Origin of the sequence: Serratia sp. 2C06 (assembly GCF_050037615.1) — a bacterium.
Classification (GTDB): domain Bacteria; phylum Pseudomonadota; class Gammaproteobacteria; order Enterobacterales; family Enterobacteriaceae; genus Serratia; species Serratia ureilytica.
This window is the reverse complement of the sequence record NZ_CP188299.1, coordinates 1,413,934-1,437,548: the sequence shown is the minus strand read 5'-3', so window position 1 is coordinate 1,437,548 and position 23,615 is coordinate 1,413,934. Positions and strand designations below refer to the sequence as shown.

9 protein-coding genes, 1 tRNA gene and 3 rRNA genes are annotated in these 23,615 nt (G+C 59.4%); 5 read left to right on the top strand and 8 right to left on the bottom strand.

Annotation, left to right across the window (positions count from 1 at the left end):
- Positions 1–45: 45 nt before the first annotated feature.
- Positions 46–2,955 (bottom strand): condensation domain-containing protein, encoded by a 2,910-nt coding sequence (locus ACP3TA_RS07190; RefSeq protein WP_206196403.1) that lies wholly within the window; start codon positions 2,953–2,955, stop codon positions 46–48.
- A gap of 78 nt (positions 2,956–3,033) precedes the next feature.
- Entirely contained in the window at positions 3,034–5,127 is a 2,094-nt protein-coding gene (locus tag ACP3TA_RS07185; protein WP_033641581.1) for a TonB-dependent receptor, read from the bottom strand.
- 535 nt (positions 5,128–5,662) lie between these two features.
- Between ACP3TA_RS07185 and ACP3TA_RS07180 the strand changes: the two genes are divergently transcribed.
- Together ACP3TA_RS07180 and ACP3TA_RS07175 are read left to right on the top strand one after the other, a co-directional pair.
- Entirely contained in the window at positions 5,663–7,273 is a 1,611-nt protein-coding gene (locus ACP3TA_RS07180) for a condensation domain-containing protein (protein WP_206196404.1), read from the top strand.
- Between the two features lie 64 nt (positions 7,274–7,337).
- Positions 7,338–10,433 carry an amino acid adenylation domain-containing protein gene (locus ACP3TA_RS07175; protein WP_206196405.1) on the top strand — a complete coding sequence of 1,032 codons (3,096 nt, stop codon included), beginning with the start codon at positions 7,338–7,340 and terminating at the stop codon, positions 10,431–10,433.
- Between the two features lie 42 nt (positions 10,434–10,475).
- Here the strand turns inward: ACP3TA_RS07175 and ACP3TA_RS07170 are convergent, their stop codons facing one another.
- Both ACP3TA_RS07170 and gltP read right to left on the bottom strand, forming a co-directional pair.
- The gene (locus ACP3TA_RS07170) at positions 10,476–11,819 is read right to left on the bottom strand and encodes a condensation domain-containing protein (protein ID WP_046688075.1); all 1,344 of its coding nucleotides are present in this window, start codon (positions 11,817–11,819) and stop codon (positions 10,476–10,478) included.
- Positions 11,820–12,094: 275 nt separating this feature from the next.
- Positions 12,095–13,411 (bottom strand): glutamate/aspartate:proton symporter GltP, encoded by a 1,317-nt coding sequence (gene gltP, locus ACP3TA_RS07165; RefSeq protein WP_033641576.1) that lies wholly within the window; start codon positions 13,409–13,411, stop codon positions 12,095–12,097.
- A gap of 903 nt (positions 13,412–14,314) precedes the next feature.
- Here gltP and acs point away from each other — a divergent pair.
- The 3 genes from acs to actP all read left to right on the top strand — a co-directional run bounded on the left by acs (position 14,315) and on the right by actP (position 18,325).
- Positions 14,315–16,273 (top strand): acetate--CoA ligase, encoded by a 1,959-nt coding sequence (gene acs, locus ACP3TA_RS07160; RefSeq protein ID WP_033641574.1) that lies wholly within the window; start codon positions 14,315–14,317, stop codon positions 16,271–16,273.
- Positions 16,274–16,364: 91 nt separating this feature from the next.
- Entirely contained in the window at positions 16,365–16,676 is a 312-nt protein-coding gene (locus ACP3TA_RS07155; protein WP_004930047.1) for a DUF485 domain-containing protein, read from the top strand.
- A complete protein-coding gene (gene actP / locus ACP3TA_RS07150; protein ID WP_004930048.1) occupies positions 16,673–18,325 on the top strand; it encodes a cation/acetate symporter ActP in 1,653 nt (550 codons plus the stop codon). The genes ACP3TA_RS07155 and actP overlap by 4 nt, the downstream gene beginning before the upstream one ends.
- Before the next feature lie 185 nt (positions 18,326–18,510).
- Here actP and rrf read toward each other — a convergent pair.
- The 4 genes from rrf to ACP3TA_RS07130 form a co-directional block, all read right to left on the bottom strand.
- Positions 18,511–18,626: ribosomal RNA gene (gene rrf, locus ACP3TA_RS07145) — 5S ribosomal RNA — on the bottom strand.
- A 99-nt stretch (positions 18,627–18,725) separates the two neighbouring features.
- Positions 18,726–21,633 (bottom strand): 23S ribosomal RNA (locus tag ACP3TA_RS07140).
- 239 nt (positions 21,634–21,872) lie between these two features.
- Positions 21,873–21,948, bottom strand: a tRNA-Glu gene (locus ACP3TA_RS07135).
- An 88-nt stretch (positions 21,949–22,036) separates the two neighbouring features.
- Positions 22,037–23,578: ribosomal RNA gene (locus ACP3TA_RS07130) — 16S ribosomal RNA — on the bottom strand.
- Together the 16S, 23S and 5S rRNA genes with 1 tRNA gene alongside form the textbook arrangement of a ribosomal RNA operon.
- Positions 23,579–23,615: the final 37 nt, after the last annotated feature.

Sequence of the window (23,615 nt, the reverse complement as noted above, 5' to 3'; positions counted from 1 at the left end):
TTTTATCTCCTTGAAAATCATGCTTTCGGTTAGAGTGAAACAACGTCATGCCTGCGGCCCGGGCGGCAGCGCCGCCAGAGCGATATCGCCAGCGATGTGCTGCGCAAACTGGGTAAAGACGTGCTGAACGCCGTCGGCGATCAGATTGGCCTGCTCCCGGCTGTAGTGGTCCTGACGGTAGGTCATCATCACCCGCAGGGATTTCTTCCCGGCCAGATCGTCTTCCATCACCTCAAACTGCAGGCCGAGCAACGATTCAGCTTTCTCCGGCTCCACCTGACGGTAGGCGATCGCGCTGCCGTCCTGCAGCCGGAACTCGCCGTTCAGCTTGATGCGGCTGTGGATCTGGATGAACACTTCAAACATGTGGTTCTTGCGGTCGGCGTCCACGCCGAACAGCCCTTCCTCCACCAGATCGATCGGAATGTCGGTGTACGGCAGCGAGCCATTGATGGTGTTTTTCACCTGGCTGACCAACCCGGCCACCGTCAGCCCCTCGTCGAAGCGCACGCGGTGCACCACCACGGTGGTGAAATAGCCGACGGTATCGAAGAACTCGGCGTCGTTACGGCCAGAGGTTGAGGTGCCCACCAGCAGATCCGCCGGGCCGCCCAGCAGACGCAGCGCCGAGGTAATCCCGGCATACACCACGTTGAACAGCGAAGCGTTGTTGCGGCGGGCAAGCTGATACAGGCCTTCCGCCACGGCAGGATCGACCTCGAACTCCAGCCAGCCGCCGTTGACGTCCGCCGGCGCCGGCACCGCCGGGTGGGTGGACGCTTCTTGCCGGAAGATCGGTTGGCCGACCGGTGCGCCGCGCAGCGCATCGAGCCAATAGTCCAGATGTTGCTGCTGCACCCCCGAGGCCCGCTGCTGCCGGGCGAAGGTGTGGAACTGCGGCGGCTGCCCGCTCCACTGCGGCGCCTGGCCGACGACGCGATGGCGATAGGCGACGCCCAGCTCGTCCATCATCAGGTTGAGCGACCATTCATCCAGCACCACATGGTGGAACAGCAGCGACAGCAGCTGTTGGCCGTTGTCCGCATCGCGCAGCAGCGTGGCGCGCAGCGGCAGCTCGGCGGCCAGATCGAACCGGTGCTGGCCGGCGTCGGCCAACAGGGCCGCGGCGTTACCCGCCGGCGTCTCGTGAGAGAAGCGGAACCACTGATAATCCGGCAGTTCTGCGGCCGGCACCACCACCTGCACCACCTCGCCCTGCTGCTCGACGAAGCGTGAACGCAGCACGGTATGGCGAGTCATGACGTCGATAAACGCCTGACGCAGCGCCGTTTCATCCACCTCATCGAAGAAACGCAGAGAGAACGGCAGGTTGAAGATCTCGTCATGACCAAAGGCTTCATACACCTTCCACAACGATTCCTGCGCCAACGACAGCGGCGCCTGCGCCCGATCATGATCGTCGGCGGTCGTCGGTGCGGCATTCGGCTGCGCGACGTTCAGGCGTTTGGCGTACCCCGCCAGCCCGCGCGCCGTGGGATGGCTGAACAGATCGTTAATATTGATTTCGATCTGATGCAGGCTCAGCAAGCGGCCGATCACCCGGGTGGCGACCAGCGAATGGCCGCCGCGATCGAAGAAGTCTTCATCCAGGGTCATTTCCGGCGCCGCCAGCGCCTCACGGAACGCCTGCAAAATCAGTGATGCAATGCTTTCGTCCGGGTCGCCGTTCGCCGCCGGCGCGGCCATCGCCGGGGAAACGGCCTCAGCCGCCGGCAATGCGACGGCAATCCGCTGCCCGGCCAGGAACGCGCTGAACTGCTCCAGCAGGAAAGGCGCCGCGTGCGGAGACAGACGCGGATCGGTGACCAGCTCCAGCGTCAGCGTTTCCGCCTCGGGCGAGCTCAACAGCAGCGCCAGTTCAAACGGCGTATGCAGCGGCGGCAGCAACAGGCGTTCGGCGTGAACGCCTTCCAACCGCCACTCTGCAGCCAGATCGTCGCGCCAGGCCACCAGCAGTTGCGCCCGCTGCGGATCAGGCTGTTCAGCCACGGTCTGCGCCAGCAGCCGTTGCCCGGCATCGCCGTCGCCGTGACGTACGGTCAGGCGCATCAGCGGCGCTGCCGTCAGGCCCAACTCCAGGCCGACGCACTCCGCCGTTTCTGCCGCCGGCACGCACAGCTGCACCGCTTGGCCGCCGGCCTGCGCGGCGACGAACTCGGCAAAACGCGCCGCCACCGCCGCCATCAACGCCCGCGGCGTGTCGTTGGCGGGCAACAGCGAGCGCGCAATGCGCGTGACCACGCGCGCGCCCACCGGTGGCAACGCTTCAACACGCTGCGCCGGGCTGCGATAATCCTGCAGCGCGACCGCCTGGCGCGCCCAGGGCAGCTGTGGCTCCGGGGTTTCCGGCGGCTCGACCGGCTCCGCCGCGAAAGGCAGAGGCATCGCATCTCCGTTATAACGGGCGGACAACATCGCCGGCAGGTGGCGCCACGGCAGCGTTTCCGCCAGGATGTCATGCAATACCGCGCCCAACATCACATCACCGCCCGGCGTGAGCAACAGCAAGAAGCGCAGCGGCGCTTCGCCTTCCAGTTCAAACGGCGCCGCCTGCGCCTGCAGCAGGCAATCCATGGCGTGTTGTTCATCCGCCACCTGACGCAGGCTCACCGGCAACGGCGCCGAATCGGCGGCGCGTTTAATCAGACCGTTTTCGTCATCAAAAACGTAATGCACGTTCACGCCCGGCGTTTCCCGCACCAGCGCCTGCAGCGCCGCCGTCAGTTGGGCGATATCCACCTCTCCCGTCAGGCGCCAGGCTAGCGCCCGCTGCCCGCGTGCGTCACCCTGCTGCAGATGGGCAAACCATGCCCGCTCTTCGGCTTCGCTTACCGGCCGCTCGCCGTTCGCCGCCCCCGCGCCCAGCGCCTGAAACGCGCTCTCCAGCCGCTGGGCCTCTTCATCGCTCAGAATGCTGTCAAAATCACCGATCACTGCGTTATCTCCTTTGCCCGGCCGTGCCGGGATAGCGCATAAAACGGGGGACATTCGTCCCCCGTCACCGCGATAGCGTTAGAAAGTCAGCTCAACCGCTGCGCCGACCAGGCGGCCTCGCTGGAGCGTCGCCGTGTAAATGTCATTGCTTCTGACCATCTCGCGGCGGTCGGAATCAAACAGGTTTTTCGCATACAGCGTGGCGCGACCGTAGTCGAAGGTGTAAGCCAGCTGGGCGTTGGCCGTCCAATAGGAGCCGATGCGCCCGCGCGAGTCGTTGTCGTATTGCGAATAGTAGGAGTCGGTAAACGCCACATTGCTGCTCAGCTCCCACCCTTTCAGGAACTGATATTTGGCGCCCATGTTGGCGGTGTAAGCCGGCGCGCGCGCCAGCTCATGCCCTTCCACGCCGCTGCCCGAGAACTTCTTGATGTCGGTTTTCAACAGGCCGAGGTTGCCGAACAGTTCGAAATCCCAGCGCGGCTGCCAGGTAGCGCCGATTTCCGCGCCGTAGGTTTCCACCTTGTCGGCGTTGCGGATCACGCTGGAGTTCTCACCCAACGAGTAAGGCAGCTGCATATCCTTGTAATCGTTGTAGAAGATGTTACCCGTCAGCACCACATTGGCGTCTTTCAGGTGATGGCGGGTGTACAGCTCGTAGTTCCAGACATACTCGGAACCGTAGGTGTAGCTGACCACCGGCGTGCCGATCGTGATGCCGCCGCCGCCGGCGTTATAGCCGCGTGCGATCTTGGCGCCGTAGGTTTGGGTATCCGTCGGTTTCCAGGCCACGTCCAGCTTCGGCAGGAACACGGTGTAGGTTTCATCGAAATCGATGCGCACCGCCTGGCTGCCGCCGTCTCGGCGACGATGTTCGCGCTCCAGACGGCTGGCGGCGGTCACGTCCACCTGCGGCGTCAGCGCATAGGTCAGCTCGGCGAACGCCGAATGGGTATCGGTCTTATCCTTGAAGGTCGAGCCGCCGAAGATGTTGACGAACTCATCCTGCGTGCCGTGGAAGTAACGCAGCCCCGCCAGCCCGTGCAGGCGGCTGTCCGCGCCGCCGAAGCGCACTACCGGCTCCACGTGAACTTCCTGGCCGTCGATCTCGGCGTATTGGATGTTGTAAGCGGTCGGACGGTTGATGTTGAAGTCGGTGTAAATAACGCGGTTTTCCAACGTCAGTGCGTCGGACTGCTCCCAGGCCAGATCCCAGATGGTGCTGTTCATGTTGCTTTTGAACACGGCGCGGCGCGGATCGTGGCGCGGGTTGGTCGGATGCGGCTGAGGGTTGAGGCTTTCGTTCTGCGGCGCGGTGCTGCCGAAGTGGTTGAAGGTCAGCTTGGTGGTCAGATCGCGCAGGCCGGCCGGGTTGAACAACAGCTTGGCGCGGGCGGTGGTGGCTTCCACTTCGCGCGGATCGCCCACCGGCGCATAGGCCGGCAGATCGGCTTCGCTGCGGCGGCGCTGGCGATCGACGCTGACGCGGAACGCCAGCTGATCTTCCACCAGCGGGCCGGACGCCATGGCCGCCAACTGTGAAGAGTGCTGGTTGCCGGCCCCGCCCTTGAAGGCGCTTTCCCACTCGAAGGTCGGATCCTTACTGGCCATGACGATGGCGCCGGCGATGGCGTTGCGCCCCTGGATGTAGCTTTGCGGGCCGAGGAACACTTCGACGCGATCCAGATCCCACAGCGACTGCGGACCGAACGCCTGTTCGTTATAAGTCAGCGAACGGCCGTCCAATGACAGATTGAGGCGCGGGCGGGTGCCGCTAAGGAAAGCGTTGGCGCCGACGTTCGGGCCGGAACCGTCGATGCCGCGCACGGTCGGCAGTTCGTTGCCGATGCCCAGATCCACCACGTTGGGGGTCATGCGCAGCAGATCGGGGATCTGCACCGCATCGGGCATCGAGGCGATGCGGTTGCTGTCGAACACCTGCACGCTGGAGCCGGTGTCGAAAATGGACCGTTTGATCTTCTCACCGGTGACCAGCAGCGTTTCCGCGTCCTGGTAGGTTTCGTTGCTCTTCGTTTCCGCCGCGTTGACGTTACCGATCGCCAGTGAACAAACCCCTAAAAATACGGAGGAAAATGCCCCAATGGCTTTCAACCCCGCCTTTTCCCCGTTTCCTACGCTTTCATGCCGTTGAGCCGCAAAATGCTTGCCCATAGATGTCTTCTCCTTTCATCCCAGAGGTGCACAAAATTTGATTTTTTTTTACACAACCTACATCGACACTCACACAGATCATGACGCTGCGGCCTTCCCGGCCTTGCTGTTGCTTATCCCTGCGGCAAACCCATGTCTTTCGCGGCCGAACGGGCGCGGCCCCGTCCACGGCCAAGCCGCCGGCGGAGCGGCCGGCAGCTTGTATAAAAACGTAAAATAATGTTAAGAATGATAATATTTTGCATTTTCTAATGCAAATCATTATCAATAAAGGTGTGAAGCCTGACAAGATAACCGCCAGAAACCCTTATACTTTCGCAGGAAAAACGAGCGCTGTAATAACAAGCAATCATTTCAATGCTAAGAATAATATAGATAAATTACTCACGCCCAACGCCCTCTCTGCTCAGTATTGCTAAAACGCCTTATAGATAGCACCCATGCGCCAAATGGATCAAATAATAATAATTTTCATTCCTATTAACATTTGGATATATTCTTGCAGTCTCGTTGGCTGAATCAAAATGGATACCCGATGAAAGCGTTAACCACGATGCAGGCCGCCTATTGGGTAGGCCGACAGTCCGCTCCCCCTCTGGGCGGCATGGCCGCCCACCTGTATGCGGAGTTCGACGGCGGTGAGCTGGATGCCGCTCAGCTCCGCCAGGCCGTAGAGATGTTGTACCTGCATCATCCGCTGCTGCGCCTGCGCATTACCGACGATGGCCAACAGACGATCGCGCCCCCCGGTCCCCGGCATACCTTGCATCTCGACGACTGGCGACACGCCGATGAAGCGACGCTGGCGGCCGCGCTCGCCGCCAAACGCCAGGCGAAAAGCACCCAGCTGCTGCCGCTGGAACAGGGCGTTCCCTGCGATATCAGCCTGAGCCTGCTGCCGGAAGGGCGCAGCCGCTTGCACGTCGATCTCGACATGATCGCCGGCGATGCCATGAGCTTTCGCCTGCTGATGGAGGATCTGGCGGCGTTTTATCACCAGTGTCCGGCGGCGCCCTCCCATGACGCGCCGCCGGCCTACTTCGATCACCTCGAACGACGCAACGCCGACGAGGCGCTGCGCCAGCGGCGCGAACGCAGCCAGCGTTGGTGGCGTGCTCGCCTGGCGCAGGTGCCGCCGGCGCCGCGCCTGCTGCGCACGCCGGACCGCTGCCGCAGCGATCGTTTGGCCATCCAGCTGAATGCAGAAGAAAGCCGCGCGTTGGAGAGCGTGGCCAAGCGGCACCACACCTCCCTCTCGACGCTGTTTCTGGCGCTGTTCGCGCTGGCCGTCGGCCAGGGTTGGAACATGACGCGCTTCCGGCTCAACGTGCCACTGTTCCACCGCGAGAGCGAACGGGAAGACGCGCATCGCCTCGTCGGCGACTTCTCTAATCTGGTATTGCTCGGCGTGGAATTGAACCCGACGGAAAACCTGAACGCCTTCTGCCAACGCCTGATGGCGCAGCTGGCGGAGCTGATCGAGCATGCGGATTATCCCGGCGTCAGCGTGATGCGCGATCTGTCACGCCTGCACGGCAGCCTGCAGCCTTCGCCGGTGGTGTTTACCGCCGGTTTCGGCATCCGCGGCAAGACGCTGTTTTCCGAACGGGTCGCCGACACCTTCGGCCCTCTCGGCTGGGTCATCTCTCAGGGGCCGCAGGTCGCGCTGGATGCGCAGGTCGCCCACGTCGACGACGGCATTCTGATCAACTGGGACGTGCGGCTGGACGCGTTTCCCGAGCACGTGTTGCCACGCCTGCTGGCCTGTTACCGGGCGCTGCTGCACCTGGCCGCGCGGCAAGCGGGGGCGTTCGATCGCCCGCTGTCGCAACTGCTGGCGCAGTGTACCCCCGACGCGCTGGCGCAGCAGGCGCCGGTGCGCCAGGTGCTGCACCGGCTGCTGGAGCGGGTGGCTCCCGAGGCCGGCTTGCACGACCACGACGATATCCACCGCTTGGCCCTGCCGGATGCTGGGGTGAACGCGCTGCTAACGGTGCTCAACAGGTATCTGGCGGCGGCGCTGACGGTGCAGGATCTGGCGGCGCATCCCTCTCCGGCGGCGCTGGCGGCATTGATCTGCCAACGCTCGCCCGAGGCAGGACGGCATGCGAAAACGCTGCTCGCCGCGCTGGCGCCGCAGCACTGAGATCGGTTTCCGGGCGCGCGACGTCCGGCACGTTTTAATCGGTTAGCGACTATAGGGAAGCACCATGGAGACACCATTAACCGCACTGCAGCAGGCCTATCTTCTCGGCCGCAGCGATCGATGGCCGCTCGGCGGCGTGGCGATGCACGACTTCCGCGAATACCGCGCCCGGCAGCGGGATGTGCTGCGCCTTGAAGCGCGCCTGGCCGAGCTGGTACAGCACTACCCGGCGTTGCGCACCTGCATCGATGTGCAGCGCGGCACGCAGCACGTGCGCCCGGAAATCACGCTGCATCTGGATCGCCACGACCTGAGCTCGCTGGATGACGAAGCGGCGCAGCGCCAGACGGAACAACTGCGCGAGCGTTACTCCCACCAGCGCCACGATCCGAGCCAACCGCTGTGGCGCATCGCCGTGATCCAACTTGCCGAACAGCAGGATCCGACGGGATCGCCGTACGATACGCTGATCTTTACCAGCTTTGATGCCTTGATCCTCGACGGCCAAGGGATCTCCGCCGTGATCGCGCGCCTGTTCGACGATCGCCCTCTGACGCCGACCGCCGCCGCGCTGCCGCCCCCTGCGGCATCGGCGGCGCAACGCCAGGCCGATGCCGCCTATTGGCGCGAGAAGCTGCAGGATGTCACCACCCCGTCGGCGTTGCCGTGGCACGCCCCGCTCGCCAATCTCACCGCATCACGCTATCGCCGCGCCACCCTGACGCTGCCGCACGACACGGTCAAACAACTCGGCCGCCTGGGATCGCCGCATGCACTGCTGCGCAACAGCCTGCTCTCGGCGCTGATCCTCGATACGCTGGCCCACTGGACCACCGACGGGGAGCTGTGCGTCGGGGTGCCGGTGGCGTTCCCCGCCGCCGACGGCGCGCTGGGCAACGCCTCCAGCTTCGTGGCGGTGCGCTATTCGCGCTATGGCGAAGACTTTATCCAGCGCGCGCAAGCCTTGCAGGACGATGTGCTCGGCGCGCTCGATCACCTGGCGTTTTCCGGCGTCGATCTGGCGCGTCAGTTGCTCGGCCAAAGCCAGGGCGGCCCGGCGCTGCCGGTGATCCTGACCAACTGTTTGGGTTGGGAAACGCTGCCGGCCGAGGCGCCGGTGCGCTTCCACGATGGCCTGACCCAAACGCCGCAGGTCGCCATTGATATCCGTCTGACGCTGGACAGCGAAAAAAACCTGCAGCTGTGCGTGGATTACGCCGAGCAGGCGCTGCACGGCGAGCAGGTAGCGGCCATACTGGCGGCCTTGCAGCGGCGCATCCTGCACAGTTGCCAACGCGCCGATCTGGCGATCGCCCCGCGAGATTTCATCGATCTGGCGCATTACCGCCACAACGACAGCGAAGCGAATTACGCGCCTTATCCTTATCTGGCGCAGCTGACCGAGCGGCTGTTCGGCGCGCATAACGGCGGCAACGCGCTGATCTGCGGCGAGCAGACGCTGACCTATCGCGAGCTGGGCCAGCGGATCGCCACGGCGATCGCCAACCTGCAAAGCCGCGGCGTACAGCCGGGCAACGTGGTGGCGCTGTATTTGCCGCGCAGCCCGGAACAGATCATCTTCAGCCTCGCCTGCGCCCTGCAGGGGGTGATCTGGGTGCCTATCGACATCAACTCGCCGCCGGAGCGCACCGCCTACCTGCTGGAGAACTGCCGGCCGACGCTGGTGGTGCACGGCGGCGATCTGGAGACGCCGATCGGCGTGACGCCGGCTACCCTGCTGACGCCGACGGATCGCGCGCCCGCGCTGCCGGATGGACAGGCGTTGACGGAACGCAGCGCCAGCCAGGCCGCGAGCTATTACCTGTATACCTCCGGCACCACCGGTAAACCCAAGTGCGTGGTGCTCAACAACCGCGCTACCGCCAACGTCGTGCACCAAACCCAACAGCGCTGGAGAGTCACCGCCGACGACGTCTTTATTTCCGTGACGCCGCCGCACCATGACATGTCGATGTTCGATCTGTTCGGTTCGCTGTGCGCCGGCGCCACGCTGGTACTGCCGGCGCCGCATCAGGAAAAAGACGCCATCAGTTGGAACCAACTGGTGGAAAAACATCGGGTCAGCCTGTGGTGCTCGGTGCCCGCCATTCTGGAGATGCTGCTCACCTGTAAAACGGCCGACAGCCTGCGCTCGCTGCGCCTGGTGGCGCAGGGCGGCGACTACATCAAGCCGGCGACGGTGCAAACCCTGCGCACCTTACGCCCGGATCTCGCGCTGTTCTCACTCGGCGGGCCGACCGAAACCACCATCTGGAGCATCTGGCACCCGATCGCCCCGCAGGAGAGCGGCACCGTGCCTTACGGCCGCCCGCTGCCGGCCAACCGCTATTTCATCTGCCATGACGACGGCAGCCACTGCCCGGCCGGCGTGGTCGGCCGCATCCATACCGCCGGGGTCAACCTGGCGTTAGGCTATCTGGAGCAGGGGGAGCTGAAGCAGCACGACTTCGTCACCCTCGCAGGGCCGGACGGGCAGCCGCTGCGCGCTTTCCGTACCGGCGATCAGGGCTATTACCGTCCGGACGGCAACATCATGTTCGCCACCCGGGTGAACGGCTATGTGAAGATCCGCGGCGTGCGCGTCTCGCTGCCGGAAATCGAAGACGTGCTGCGCCGCCATCCGGCGATCCGGGATATGGTGGTGGTGGATTATCCCAGCGGAGAGAACAACGAGGCGGCGCTCGGCGCCCTGTATCTGACCCGCGACGGCAAGCCGCTGCCGCTGTCCGAGATCCGCGCCTTTGCCACCGGCTATCTGCCCTGTACCCATATTCCCACGCGCTTTATCCACGCCGAGGCGCTGCCGCTGTCTGCCAACGGCAAAACCGACCGCCATCGTATCCGCGCCGACCTGAGCCAGCGGCAAACCGCGCCGGCGCTGAACGCCTGCGCAGCCCCGCCGCCGAACGCGCCTTTGGCGCGCAGCGCAGAGATCCTGACCATCTATTGGCAGGCGATCGGCGTGACGCCGCGCCCGGAATGGGGAGAAGAGACGGCGTTTATCGCCATGGGGCTGAAGCTGCCGCATATCAAACAGGTGGCGGAGCGCCTCAATGACGCTTTCGGCACCCGGCTGGTAAGCAGTGCGCTCTTGCCGTGCAAGAATGCGCGCGAAGTGGCGGCGTTACTGACCAGCTGAAGCCACATCACTCGGGCGGGGATATCCCCCGCCCGCAGGTTATCAGGCGGGCAATGCCGTCAGGGCCGCGAGCGGTTGCTCCCAGGCTTCTCGCTGCAGCGCGCGCAGCAGAAATTCTTGCAGCACCTCGCCATAGTCCAGCGCATCCTCCGTCGGGAACTGTTCCAGATAAATATCGATATCCACCTGCAGATCGCGGGCGTCGGTGCGGCCGCGATACGTCAGGTTGAAACCGTCGCCCGAGCCGCCGGCCAAAACGCGCCGGGCGCCGCGACAGCCGACAAAACGGGGCGCATCGAAGGGTTGCACGTTGATGAAGGGAGAAATAAAGAAGCGCGAGTTCGGATCCACGCCGCGATCGGCGGCCAGTTGGCGCAGACGATAGCCGGCGTGGCTGCGCAGCTCGCGCAGCTGCTGCGTCAGGGTGGTCAGAAAGCTCCCCAGCGTCTCCATTGGCGACGGCGATACCAGCAGCGGCAGTGTATTAACCGCCAGCGAAGGGACGTTGGTGGCGGCTTGCCCGCGGCGATTCATCGCAGGCATCCACATCGGCAACGCATCGCCCTGCCGGGCGTGACGCGGCATGACCTGAAACAGCCAGACCGCCGACAGCGCCACCAGCAAGTCGGGCCAATTGATGCCACTGCGTTCCGACTGCTGCGCCAGACGTTGCGCGACTTCTGTCGGCAACCGACGGTTGACGCTCAGGCGTCGCACGCCATACTCCCCGCCGCCCTTACGCACCGTCGGCAGCGCCTGCGACGGCGGCAGATAGGCCTGCCAAAAGCGCCGATCGCGCTCGCAGCGTTCAGAATCGACGTAGGCCAACTCGGCCTGTTGAAAGGGGGCGAAGGCGCCCAAAGGGATGCCCGCGCTCCCCTGGCCGAGGTAGTGCGCATATAGCGCGGCGCAGCGGTGCTCGATTAGCGCCATGCCGAAACCGTCGACCAGAATATGGTGCGCACGCACGTACCAGAGGTAACGCTCCGGTCCCAGCTTCAGCAGCCAGGCGGCGGCTAACGGTTCGCGGTGCAGCGCCCGGTGCTGCGCGATATCCTCGTGCATCAGGCTTTGCGCCGCCTGCCAGGGATCGCGATGCGTTTGCAGATCGATACGTTGCAATGACGGTATGCGCTGTGGCTCGTGCCGTAGCGGCGGTGGATGGTCGCCACGCCGTTCGCCAAAGCGCAGGGCAAACGCCTGCGTCTCGGCGAGGGTGGCGGCGATCGCCCGGCAGAGCGCCGCTTCCTCTATTGCGCCGCACAGTTCGGTGCAATGGGCGACGGTGGATAAGGTCTGCCCAGGGTGCAAGGTGTATTCTTCCCAGAAATCAAGCTGCGCTGGCGCCAGCGGCAACCATTCAGAGGCCAAAGCGGTGTCCGACATGTTACCTACCTTTGATAAGCCTGAATAAAAGCGCCGAACGGGCGATACCCCGCCGTTCAACGGCTTTTGTGTGTCTCCATACATCATCAAATGAAAATGATAATAACATCTATTATCATTTCCAATAATTTGGTAACACTTTAGATTCTGTTAAGCGGGGATGCAAGCGACGCAGCGGGGGCAGAGAAAAGAAAGTGGCAGGCTGAAAGGGCATAAAAACAAAACGCCCCGGGCACGGATGCCCGGGGCGGTTTTCATATCCCGCTAGCCGGTGATTAGCCTTGATTGGCCGGCTTCACCTTCTGCGCCAGGAACTCCGTTTCGTAGGCCAGCGCCTTCTTGCGATCGAACTGGTGCTCCCACTTGGCGATAACCAGTACCGCCAGCGCGTTGCCCACGACGTTCAGCGCGGTGCGCGCCATATCCAGGATACGGTCCACGCCGGCGATAAACGCCAGGCCTTCCAGCGGAATGCCGACGCTGCCCAACGTCGCCAGCAGCACCACGAACGAGACACCCGGCACGCCGGCGATCCCTTTCGAGGTCACCATCAGCGTCAGCACCAGCACGATCTCCTGCCCCAACGATAGCTCAATGCCGTACAGCTGGGCGATAAAGATGGCGGCGATGCTCTGGTACAGCGTCGAACCATCCAAATTAAAGGAGTAACCGGTCGGCACCACGAAACTGGTGATCGACTTGGGCGCGCCGTAAGCCTCCATCTTTTCGATGATGCGCGGCAGCACCGTTTCCGAACTGGCGGTGGAATAAGCCAGGATCAGTTCGTCTTTCAGGATGCGGATCAGCGTCCAGATGCGCAGGTTGCACAGCCGAGCGACCGCCCCCAGCACCACCAGGGCGAAGAACGCGATGGCGAAGTACACCAGCACCACCAGCTTGGCCAACGGCAGCAGCGAAGCGAAACCGAAGTTCGCCACCGTGACCGAAATCAGACCAAACACCCCGATCGGCGCATAACGCATGATCATGTGGGTGACTTTGAACATGCTCTCGGACACTGCCTTGAAGACCTTCAGCAGCGGCTCTTTGGTCTCTTTCGGCAACGACGACAGCCCCAGACCAAACAGCACCGAGAAGAAGATAATCGGCAGCATGTCGCCCTTGGCCATCGACGAGAAGACGTTCGACGGGATCAGCGACAGAATGGTCGCCACCAGGCTGTGCGAACCGCTTTGCACCTGTTCGGTGGTTTTCTCATACTGCGAAATGTCCACCGTGGTCAGCGTCGACATATCGATGCCGTGACCCGGTTGGAAGACGTTGGCCAAGGTGAGCCCCACCACGATGGCGATCGTGGTGATCACTTCGAAGTAAATAATGGTTTTCAATCCGATGCGGCCCAGCTTTTTCGCATCCCCCACGCCGGCAATACCGACGATCAGCGTGGAAATAACGATCGGCACCACAATCATCTTAATCAGACGAATAAAGATATCACCCGCCGGGCTGAGAATATTGCTCACCAGCCACTCACGAGATTCGGTCTGGTTGTGCAATACCGCGCCAACAATAATACCCAGCACCAACGCGATCAGGATTTGCCAAGCCAGGCTAATTTTTACACTTTTCATACCCAAAAAGTCCTCAAAGACTCTTTGCGCCGTACAAAGTCGCAACACGGCGAAAAGAATACTTAATCATTTATTACAGGCTTATGTTAATTCAGTGGAAGCGTTCACCTGCCCTGGGTGCGACGCAGTATAAATCTGTATCATCCGGGCGGCATGCTCTGCAAGCCTTGATTTGTCAGGGTTGAGCGCTGAATCGAATCACAAAAAATTCGCGCAACTATTTCAAATGGCATAATTGCTTGTTATTAAAAACATAATTTTTCATATAATGAAGCACATAACCGCGCCGGCGACGTTTTTTTGAACGCGATTAAAATGCGTTATTTTTCGTCCATTCTGCATATTTAGTCCGCATCAAATGTTTATATTTTGTTACTCAAAAGTCAAATAAATGGGAATTGACCGAGTGACATTTTCACCCATAAATGCAGCGCCGTTTTATATTCCGATTAAAAATCGAACAATTCGGCATGATGAATGCCACACGGTATTTCCCGAGTTTTCATCAGGAATTAAGCGTTAATAGAACGTTATTTCACGATGTGCCGTCCATCGTTATATCGCGTTAATACCAACTTCGAATATTAATAGCGAAAAATAATCAAAAAAGATTTATAGCGCGAAATAATGTCGGTCTCTCCCCCCCCCTTATTAAGCGCGAGGCAAACACCCTCGCCTTTGTTTATTCTTTTTTGTTCTTTAGATAAGTGTTTTTGGCTAAAAAAGCGGGTTTATGATGATTTAAACGCCAAATAGATAGATACGTACTGCAAATGCGACAGAACTATTACAAATCAATATCTTTGTTGCGTGATCTGCCGCGCAAAAAAGAAACAAAGAATCGTAGCAAACTATACTTAACCTTCAGTTGACATATCATTAACAACTTCAAGGAGAAAAGCTATGAGCCAACTGCATAAACACGCTATTCCTTCTGCAATTGCAGAACGCGCCCTGATTAATCCGGCACAATACCAACAGTATTATCAACAGTCGGTTCAAGACCCAGAAGCTTTCTGGGGTGAGCATGGCAAAATCCTGGACTGGATCAAACCCTATACCAAAGTCAAAAACACCTCGTTCGATCCGGGCCACGTCAGCATCCGTTGGTTTGAAGACGGCACGTTGAACCTGGCGGCCAACTGCCTAGACCGTCATTTGGCTGAGCGCGGCGACCAGACCGCCATTATCTGGGAAGGCGATGACCCGACCCAATCCAAGAAAGTGACCTACAAACAGCTGCACCATGATGTCTGCCAATTCGCCAACGTGCTGAAAAAGCTCGGCGTAAAAAAAGGCGACGTGGTGGCTATCTATATGCCGATGGTGCCGGAAGCGGCGGTCGCGATGCTGGCCTGCGCCCGCATCGGCGCCGTACATTCGGTGATCTTCGGCGGCTTCTCACCGGAAGCGGTCGCCGGGCGCATTATCGACTCCAACGCCAAACTGGTGATCACCGCCGATGAAGGCCTGCGCGCCGGCCGCGCCGTGCCGCTGAAAAAGAACGTCGACGATGCGCTGAAAAACCCCGGCGTGGTCAGCGTGGCCAACGTCGTGGTGTTCCAGCGCACCGGCAAACCGGGTTACTGGCAGGAAGGGCGCGATCTGTGGTGGCATGAGCTGACCCAGGGCGTTTCCGCCGATTGCCCGCCGGAAGAAATGAACGCGGAAGATCCGCTGTTTATCCTGTACACCTCCGGCTCGACCGGCAAGCCAAAAGGCGTGCTGCACACCACTGGCGGCTACCTGGTGTACGCCGCGATGACCTTTAAGTATGTGTTCGACTATCACGACGGCGACATTTACTGGTGCACCGCCGACGTCGGCTGGGTCACCGGTCACAGCTATCTGCTGTACGGCCCGCTGGCCTGCGGCGCCACCACGCTGATGTTCGAAGGCGTACCTAACTATCCGGGCGTCAATCGTCTGTCGCAGGTGATAGACAAACACCAGGTCAACATTCTGTATACCGCGCCGACCGCCATTCGTGCCCTGATGGCCGAAGGCGACAAGGCGATCGAAGGCACCCGACGCGATTCGCTGCGCATCATGGGCTCGGTCGGCGAACCGATCAACCCGGAAGCCTGGGAGTGGTACTACAACAAGATAGGCAACGCCAAATGCCCGATCGTCGACACCTGGTGGCAAACTGAAACCGGCGGCTTCATGATTACCCCGCTGCCGGGCGCCACCGAGCTGAAGGCCGGTTCCGCCACGCGGCCTTTCTTCGGCGTACAGCCGGCGCTGGTTGATAATGTCGGCACGCCGCAGGAAGGCGCCTGCGAAGGCAACCTGGTGATCGTCGATTCCTGGCCGGGCCAGGCGCGCACCCTGTTCGGCGATCATGACCGCTTCGAGCAAACCTACTTCTCGACCTTCAAAGGCATGTATTTCAGCGGCGACGGCGCCCGCCGCGACGAGGACGGTTACTACTGGATCACCGGCCGCGTCGATGACGTGCTGAACGTCTCCGGCCACCGTTTGGGCACCGCCGAGATCGAGTCCGCGCTGGTATCTCACCCGAAAATCGCCGAAGCGGCGGTGGTCGGCATTCCTCATAACATCAAAGGCCAGGCGATCTACGCCTATATCACGCTGAACCACGGCGAAGAACCGACGCCGGAGCTCTATGCCGAAGTGCGCAACTGGGTGCGCAAAGAGATAGGGCCGATCGCCACGCCGGACGTGCTGCACTGGACAGACTCGCTGCCCAAAACGCGCTCCGGCAAGATCATGCGGCGTATCCTGCGCAAAATTGCCGCCGGCGACACCAGCAACCTGGGGGATACCTCCACGCTGGCGGATCCGGCTGTAGTCGACAAGCTGTTGGAAGAAAAACAATCAATGAAAGTGCCGTCATAATTTACGCCGCTTCAGGCCGCTCATTCGGATAACGCGCCGTTGAGCGGCCCTGGCGCGGCGTACTCTATCAATACCTACTGGAGACACTCTGATGAATGACACCATTTATCAAGGGATTGAAGAAAACCCGCGCTTTAAAGAGCTGGTGAGAAAACGCGGCCGGTTCGCCTGGCTGCTTTCGCTGATTACGCTGGCGCTGTACGTCGGCTTTATCTTGTTGATCGCCTTCGATCCCCAATGGCTCGGCACGCCGATCGCCGCCGGATCGACCATTACCCGCGGGATCCCGGTCGGCGTCGGGCTGATCGTGATCTCTTTCGTCTTGACCGGGATCTATGTCTTCCGCGCCAACGGCGAATTCGATCGCCTCACCGCAGAGATTCTGCGCGAGGTGAAACAATGAAGCGCTTATTGTCCGCCGCCGCGCTGCTGTTGCTGCCGGGCCTGGCCTGCGCCGACGCCATTGGCGGCGAGGTGCATCGTCAGCCGCTGAACATCCAGGCGATCGTGATGTTTATCCTGTTTGTCGGCGCCACGCTCTACATCACCTATTGGGCCTCCAAACGCACCCGTTCCCGTCAGGACTACTACACCGCGGGCGGGCGCATCACCGGTCTGCAAAACGGGCTGGCGATCGCCGGCGACTTCATGTCCGCCGCCTCGTTCCTCGGCATCTCCGCACTGGTCTATACCTCGGGCTATGACGGCCTGATCTACTCCATCGGCTTCCTCATCGGCTGGCCGATCATTCTGTTCCTGATCGCGGAACGCCTGCGCAATCTCGGCCGCTATACCTTCGCCGATGTCGCCTCTTACCGTCTGCAGCAGAAACCGATCCGCACCCTCTCGGCCTGCGGCTCGTTGGTGGTGGTGGCGTTGTATCTGATCGCGCAGATGGTCGGCGCCGGCAAGCTGATCCAGCTGCTGTTCGGGCTCAACTACCATGTGGCGGTGATCCTGGTCGGTATCCTGATGGTGCTGTACGTGCTGTTCGGCGGCATGCTGGCCACCACCTGGGTGCAGATCATCAAAGCGGTGCTGCTGCTGGCCGGCGCCAGCTTTATGGCGCTGATGGTGATGAAGTCGGTTAACTTCGACTTCAATACCCTGTTCGCCGAAGCGGTGAAGGTGCATCCGAAAGGCATCGCCATCATGAGCCCCGGCGGGCTGGTGTCCGATCCGATTTCCGCGCTGTCGCTTGGCCTGGCGCTGATGTTCGGCACCGCCGGTCTGCCGCACATCCTGATGCGTTTCTTCACCGTGAGTGACGCCAAGGAAGCGCGCAAGAGCGTGTTCTACGCCACCGGCTTTATCGGTTACTTCTATATTCTGACCTTTATCATCGGCTTCGGCGCCATCTTGCTGGTCAGCGCCAATCCGGCGTTCAAAGATGCCACCGGCGCGCTGCTGGGCGGCACCAACATGGCGGCGGTGCACCTGGCCAATGCCGTTGGCGGCAACTTCTTCCTCGGCTTTATCTCGGCGGTGGCGTTCGCCACCATTCTGGCGGTGGTTGCGGGCCTGACGCTGGCCGGCGCCTCGGCCGTGTCCCACGATCTGTACGCCAGCGTGATTAAAAACGGCAAGGCGACCGAGCGCGATGAGCTGAAGGTCTCCAAGATCACCGTCGTGGTATTAGGCCTGGTCGCCATTGCCCTGGGGATTTTGTTCGAGAAGCAGAATATCGCCTTTATGGTCGGGCTGGCGTTCTCCATCGCCGCCAGCTGTAACTTCCCTATCATCATCCTGTCGATGTACTGGTCGCGTTTGACGACCCGCGGCGCGATGATTGGCGGCTGGTTAGGCCTGCTGACGGCAGTGATTCTGATGATCCTCGGCCCGACGATCTGGGTGCAGATCCTCGGCCATGAGAAACCGATTTACCCGTACGAATACCCGGCGCTGTTCTCGATGATCGTGGCCTTTGTCGGCACCTGGCTGTTCTCGATCACCGACAGCTCACTGGCCGGGCAGCAAGAGCGGGAACGCTTCCGGGCGCAGTTTGTTCGTTCGCAAACCGGGCTGGGCATTTCTCAGGGCAGCTCGCATTGACCGAATAATAAGTGAAAAAAGCAAACACACCCTAATCAAAGGCCCTTCGGGGCCTTTTCTCTGGCTCGCTGACGGAGAATGGAGAATAAGGAGGGGAAAGCAGTGCAGCGTAGCTGCGCTTTTTTGCGTTTTACGCACAGCAAAAAGCCCTGAACGTCAGTTCAGGGCTTTCGGCTTTGTTTGATGCCTGGCAGTGTCCTACTCTCGCATGGGGAGACCCCACACTACCATCGGCGCTACGGCGTTTCACTTCTGAGTTCGGCATGGGGTCAGGTGGGACCACCGCGCTATTGCCGCCAGGCAAATTCTGTTTCATTCCAACCGCCTCACTTCCGTGAAGCCATCAGAACCAATCTCGGAACGTCGCTGAAAATCTCTCTAAAAACACCTTCGGTGTTGTAAGGTTAAGCCTCACGGATCATTAGTACTGGTTAGCTCAATGCATCGCTGCACTTACACACCCAGCCTATCAACGTCTTAGTCTTAAACGTTCCTTCAGGGGCCTTAAAGGCCCAGGGAAGACTCATCTTGAGGCAAGTTTCGCGCTTAGATGCTTTCAGCGCTTATCTTTTCCGCACTTAGCTACCGGGCAATGCCATTGGCATGACAACCCGAACACCAGTGGTGCGTTCACTCCGGTCCTCTCGTACTAGGAGCAACCCCTCTCAATCTTCCAACGCCCACGGCAGATAGGGACCGAACTGTCTCACGACGTTCTAAACCCAGCTCGCGTACCACTTTAAATGGCGAACAGCCATACCCTTGGGACCTACTTCAGCCCCAGGATGTGATGAGCCGACATCGAGGTGCCAAACACCGCCGTCGATATGAACTCTTGGGCGGTATCAGCCTGTTATCCCCGGAGTACCTTTTATCCGTTGAGCGATGGCCCTTCCATTCAGAACCACCGGATCACTAAGACCTACTTTCGTACCTGCTCGAGCCGTCACTCTCGCAGTCAAGCTAGCTTATGCCTTTGCACTAACCTCACGATGTCCGACCGTGATTAGCTAACCTTCGTGCTCCTCCGTTACTCTTTGGGAGGAGACCGCCCCAGTCAAACTACCCACCAGACACTGTCCTCACCCCAGATTATGGGGCCGAGTTAGAACATCAAACATTAAAGGGTGGTATTTCAAGGATGGCTCCACGCAGACTGGCGTCCACGCTTCAAAGCCTCCCACCTATCCTACACATCAAGGCTCAATGTTCAGTGTCAAGCTATAGTAAAGGTTCACGGGGTCTTTCCGTCTTGCCGCGGGTACACTGCATCTTCACAGCGAGTTCAATTTCACTGAGTCTCGGGTGGAGACAGCCTGGCCATCATTACGCCATTCGTGCAGGTCGGAACTTACCCGACAAGGAATTTCGCTACCTTAGGACCGTTATAGTTACGGCCGCCGTTTACTGGGGCTTCGATCAAGAGCTTCGCCTTGCGGCTGACCCCATCAATTAACCTTCCAGCACCGGGCAGGCGTCACACCGTATACGTCCACTTTCGTGTTTGCACAGTGCTGTGTTTTTATTAAACAGTTGCAGCCAGCTGGTATCTTCGACTGGCTTCAGCTCCATCCGCGAGGGACTTCACCTACATGCCAGCGTGCCTTCTCCCGAAGTTACGGCACCATTTTGCCTAGTTCCTTCACCCGAGTTCTCTCAAGCGCCTTGGTATTCTCTACCTGACCACCTGTGTCGGTTTGGGGTACGATTTAATGTTACCTGGAGCTTAGAGGATTTTCCTGGAAGCAGGGCATCAACTACTTCTGCACCGTAGTGCATCGTCATCACGCCTCAGGGTTAGTATGCAACCGGATTTACCAGGTCACACCCCCTACACGCTTAAACCGGGACAACCGTCGCCCGGCTAGCCTAGCCTTCTCCGTCCCCCCTTCGCAGTAACACCAAGTACAGGAATATTAACCTGTTTCCCATCGACTACGCTTTTCAGCCTCGCCTTAGGGGTCGACTCACCCTGCCCCGATTAACGTTGGACAGGAACCCTTGGTCTTCCGGCGAGCGGGCTTTTCACCCGCTTTATCGTTACTTATGTCAGCATTCGCACTTCTGATACCTCCAGCAACCCTCACAGGCCACCTTCAACGGCTTACAGAACGCTCCCCTACCCAACAACGCCTAAGCGTCGCTGCCGCAGCTTCGGTGCATGGTTTAGCCCCGTTACATCTTCCGCGCAGGCCGACTCGACCAGTGAGCTATTACGCTTTCTTTAAATGATGGCTGCTTCTAAGCCAACATCCTGGCTGTCTATGCCTTCCCACATCGTTTCCCACTTAACCATGACTTTGGGACCTTAGCTGGCGGTCTGGGTTGTTTCCCTCTTCACGACGGACGTTAGCACCCGCCGTGTGTCTCCCGTGATAACATTCTTCGGTATTCGGAGTTTGCATCGGTTTGGTAAGCCGGGATGGCCCCCTAGCCGAAACAGTGCTCTACCCCCGAAGATGAGTTCACGAGGCGCTACCTAAATAGCTTTCGGGGAGAACCAGCTATCTCCCGGTTTGATTGGCCTTTCACCCCCAGCCACAAGTCATCCGCTAATTTTTCAACATTAGTCGGTTCGGTCCTCCAGTTAGTGTTACCCAACCTTCAACCTGCCCATGGCTAGATCACCGGGTTTCGGGTCTATACCTTGCAACTAGTCGCCCAGTTAAGACTCGGTTTCCCTACGGCTCCCCTATACGGTTAACCTTGCTACAAAATATAAGTCGCTGACCCATTATACAAAAGGTACGCAGTCACACCACGAAGGTGCTCCCACTGCTTGTACGTACACGGTTTCAGGTTCTATTTCACTCCCCTCGCCGGGGTTCTTTTCGCCTTTCCCTCACGGTACTGGTTCACTATCGGTCAGTCAGGAGTATTTAGCCTTGGAGGATGGTCCCCCCATATTCAGACAGGATGTCACGTGTCCCGCCCTACTCATCGAACTCACGACCTGTGCATTTTAGTGTACGGGGCTATCACCCTTTGCTGCGCGACTTTCCAGACGCTTCCACTAACACACAAGCCGATTCAGGTTCTGGGCTCCTCCCCGTTCGCTCGCCGCTACTGGGGGAATCTCGGTTGATTTCTTTTCCTCGGGGTACTTAGATGTTTCAGTTCCCCCGGTTCGCCTCATGCCACTATGTATTCATGACATGATAGTGTGTCGAAACACACTGGGTTTCCCCATTCGGGTATCGCCGGTTATAACGGTTCATATCACCTTACCGACGCTTTTCGCAGATTAGCACGCCCTTCATCGCCTCTGACTGCCTAGGCATCCACCGTGTACGCTTAGTCACTTAACCTCACAACCCGAAGATGTTTCCATCGTTCGCGCTGCAAACATTTGAGAGACTCTATGACAGGTTACTCTTTATCCCAGTACATCTACGGAGGGATAAATTTCAGCCGTCATGTTTCAATTTTCAGCTTGTTCCAGATTGTTAAAGAGCAATATCTTAAACATGACTCGGAAGTCATCTTTAAGATATGGTGTATCGTCAGATACTTGAGACCGCCGCTTTCACCGGGTGGGTCGGAAGCTTGGCGTCCCCTAGGGGATTCGAACCCCTGTTACCGCCGTGAAAGGGCGGTGTCCTAGGCCTCTAGACGAAGGGGACACGACACCGTACTTTTATGACGCTTTTGCTCGTTACTTTTTCATCAGACAATCTGTGTGAGCACGCCACTCGAATCAATATCTTTAGGTAAGGAGGTGATCCAACCGCAGGTTCCCCTACGGTTACCTTGTTACGACTTCACCCCAGTCATGAATCACAAAGTGGTAAGCGCCCTCCCGAAGGTTAAGCTACCTACTTCTTTTGCAACCCACTCCCATGGTGTGACGGGCGGTGTGTACAAGGCCCGGGAACGTATTCACCGTAGCATTCTGATCTACGATTACTAGCGATTCCGACTTCATGGAGTCGAGTTGCAGACTCCAATCCGGACTACGACATACTTTATGAGGTCCGCTTGCTCTCGCGAGGTCGCTTCTCTTTGTATATGCCATTGTAGCACGTGTGTAGCCCTACTCGTAAGGGCCATGATGACTTGACGTCATCCCCACCTTCCTCCAGTTTATCACTGGCAGTCTCCTTTGAGTTCCCGGCCGAACCGCTGGCAACAAAGGATAAGGGTTGCGCTCGTTGCGGGACTTAACCCAACATTTCACAACACGAGCTGACGACAGCCATGCAGCACCTGTCTCAGAGTTCCCGAAGGCACCAATCCATCTCTGGAAAGTTCTCTGGATGTCAAGAGTAGGTAAGGTTCTTCGCGTTGCATCGAATTAAACCACATGCTCCACCGCTTGTGCGGGCCCCCGTCAATTCATTTGAGTTTTAACCTTGCGGCCGTACTCCCCAGGCGGTCGATTTAACGCGTTAGCTCCGGAAGCCACGCCTCAAGGGCACAACCTCCAAATCGACATCGTTTACAGCGTGGACTACCAGGGTATCTAATCCTGTTTGCTCCCCACGCTTTCGCACATGAGCGTCAGTCTTCGTCCAGGGGGCCGCCTTCGCCACCGGTATTCCTCCAGATCTCTACGCATTTCACCGCTACACCTGGAATTCTACCCCCCTCTACGAGACTCTAGCTTGCCAGTTTCAAATGCAGTTCCCAGGTTGAGCCCGGGGATTTCACATCTGACTTAACAAACCGCCTGCGTGCGCTTTACGCCCAGTAATTCCGATTAACGCTTGCACCCTCCGTATTACCGCGGCTGCTGGCACGGAGTTAGCCGGTGCTTCTTCTGCGAGTAACGTCAATTGATGAGCGTATTAAGCTCACCACCTTCCTCCTCGCTGAAAGTGCTTTACAACCCGAAGGCCTTCTTCACACACGCGGCATGGCTGCATCAGGCTTGCGCCCATTGTGCAATATTCCCCACTGCTGCCTCCCGTAGGAGTCTGGACCGTGTCTCAGTTCCAGTGTGGCTGGTCATCCTCTCAGACCAGCTAGGGATCGTCGCCTAGGTGAGCCATTACCCCACCTACTAGCTAATCCCATCTGGGCACATCTGATGGCAAGAGGCCCGAAGGTCCCCCTCTTTGGTCTTGCGACGTTATGCGGTATTAGCTACCGTTTCCAGTAGTTATCCCCCTCCATCAGGCAGTTTCCCAGACATTACTCACCCGTCCGCCGCTCGTCACCCGGGGAGCAAGCTCCCCTGTGCTACCGCTCGACTTGCATGTGTTAAGCCTGCCGCCAGCGTTCAATCTGAGCCATGATCAAACTCTTCAATTAAAAGCTTGATTTGCTTCCACTCGAGAAGCGATGCTCA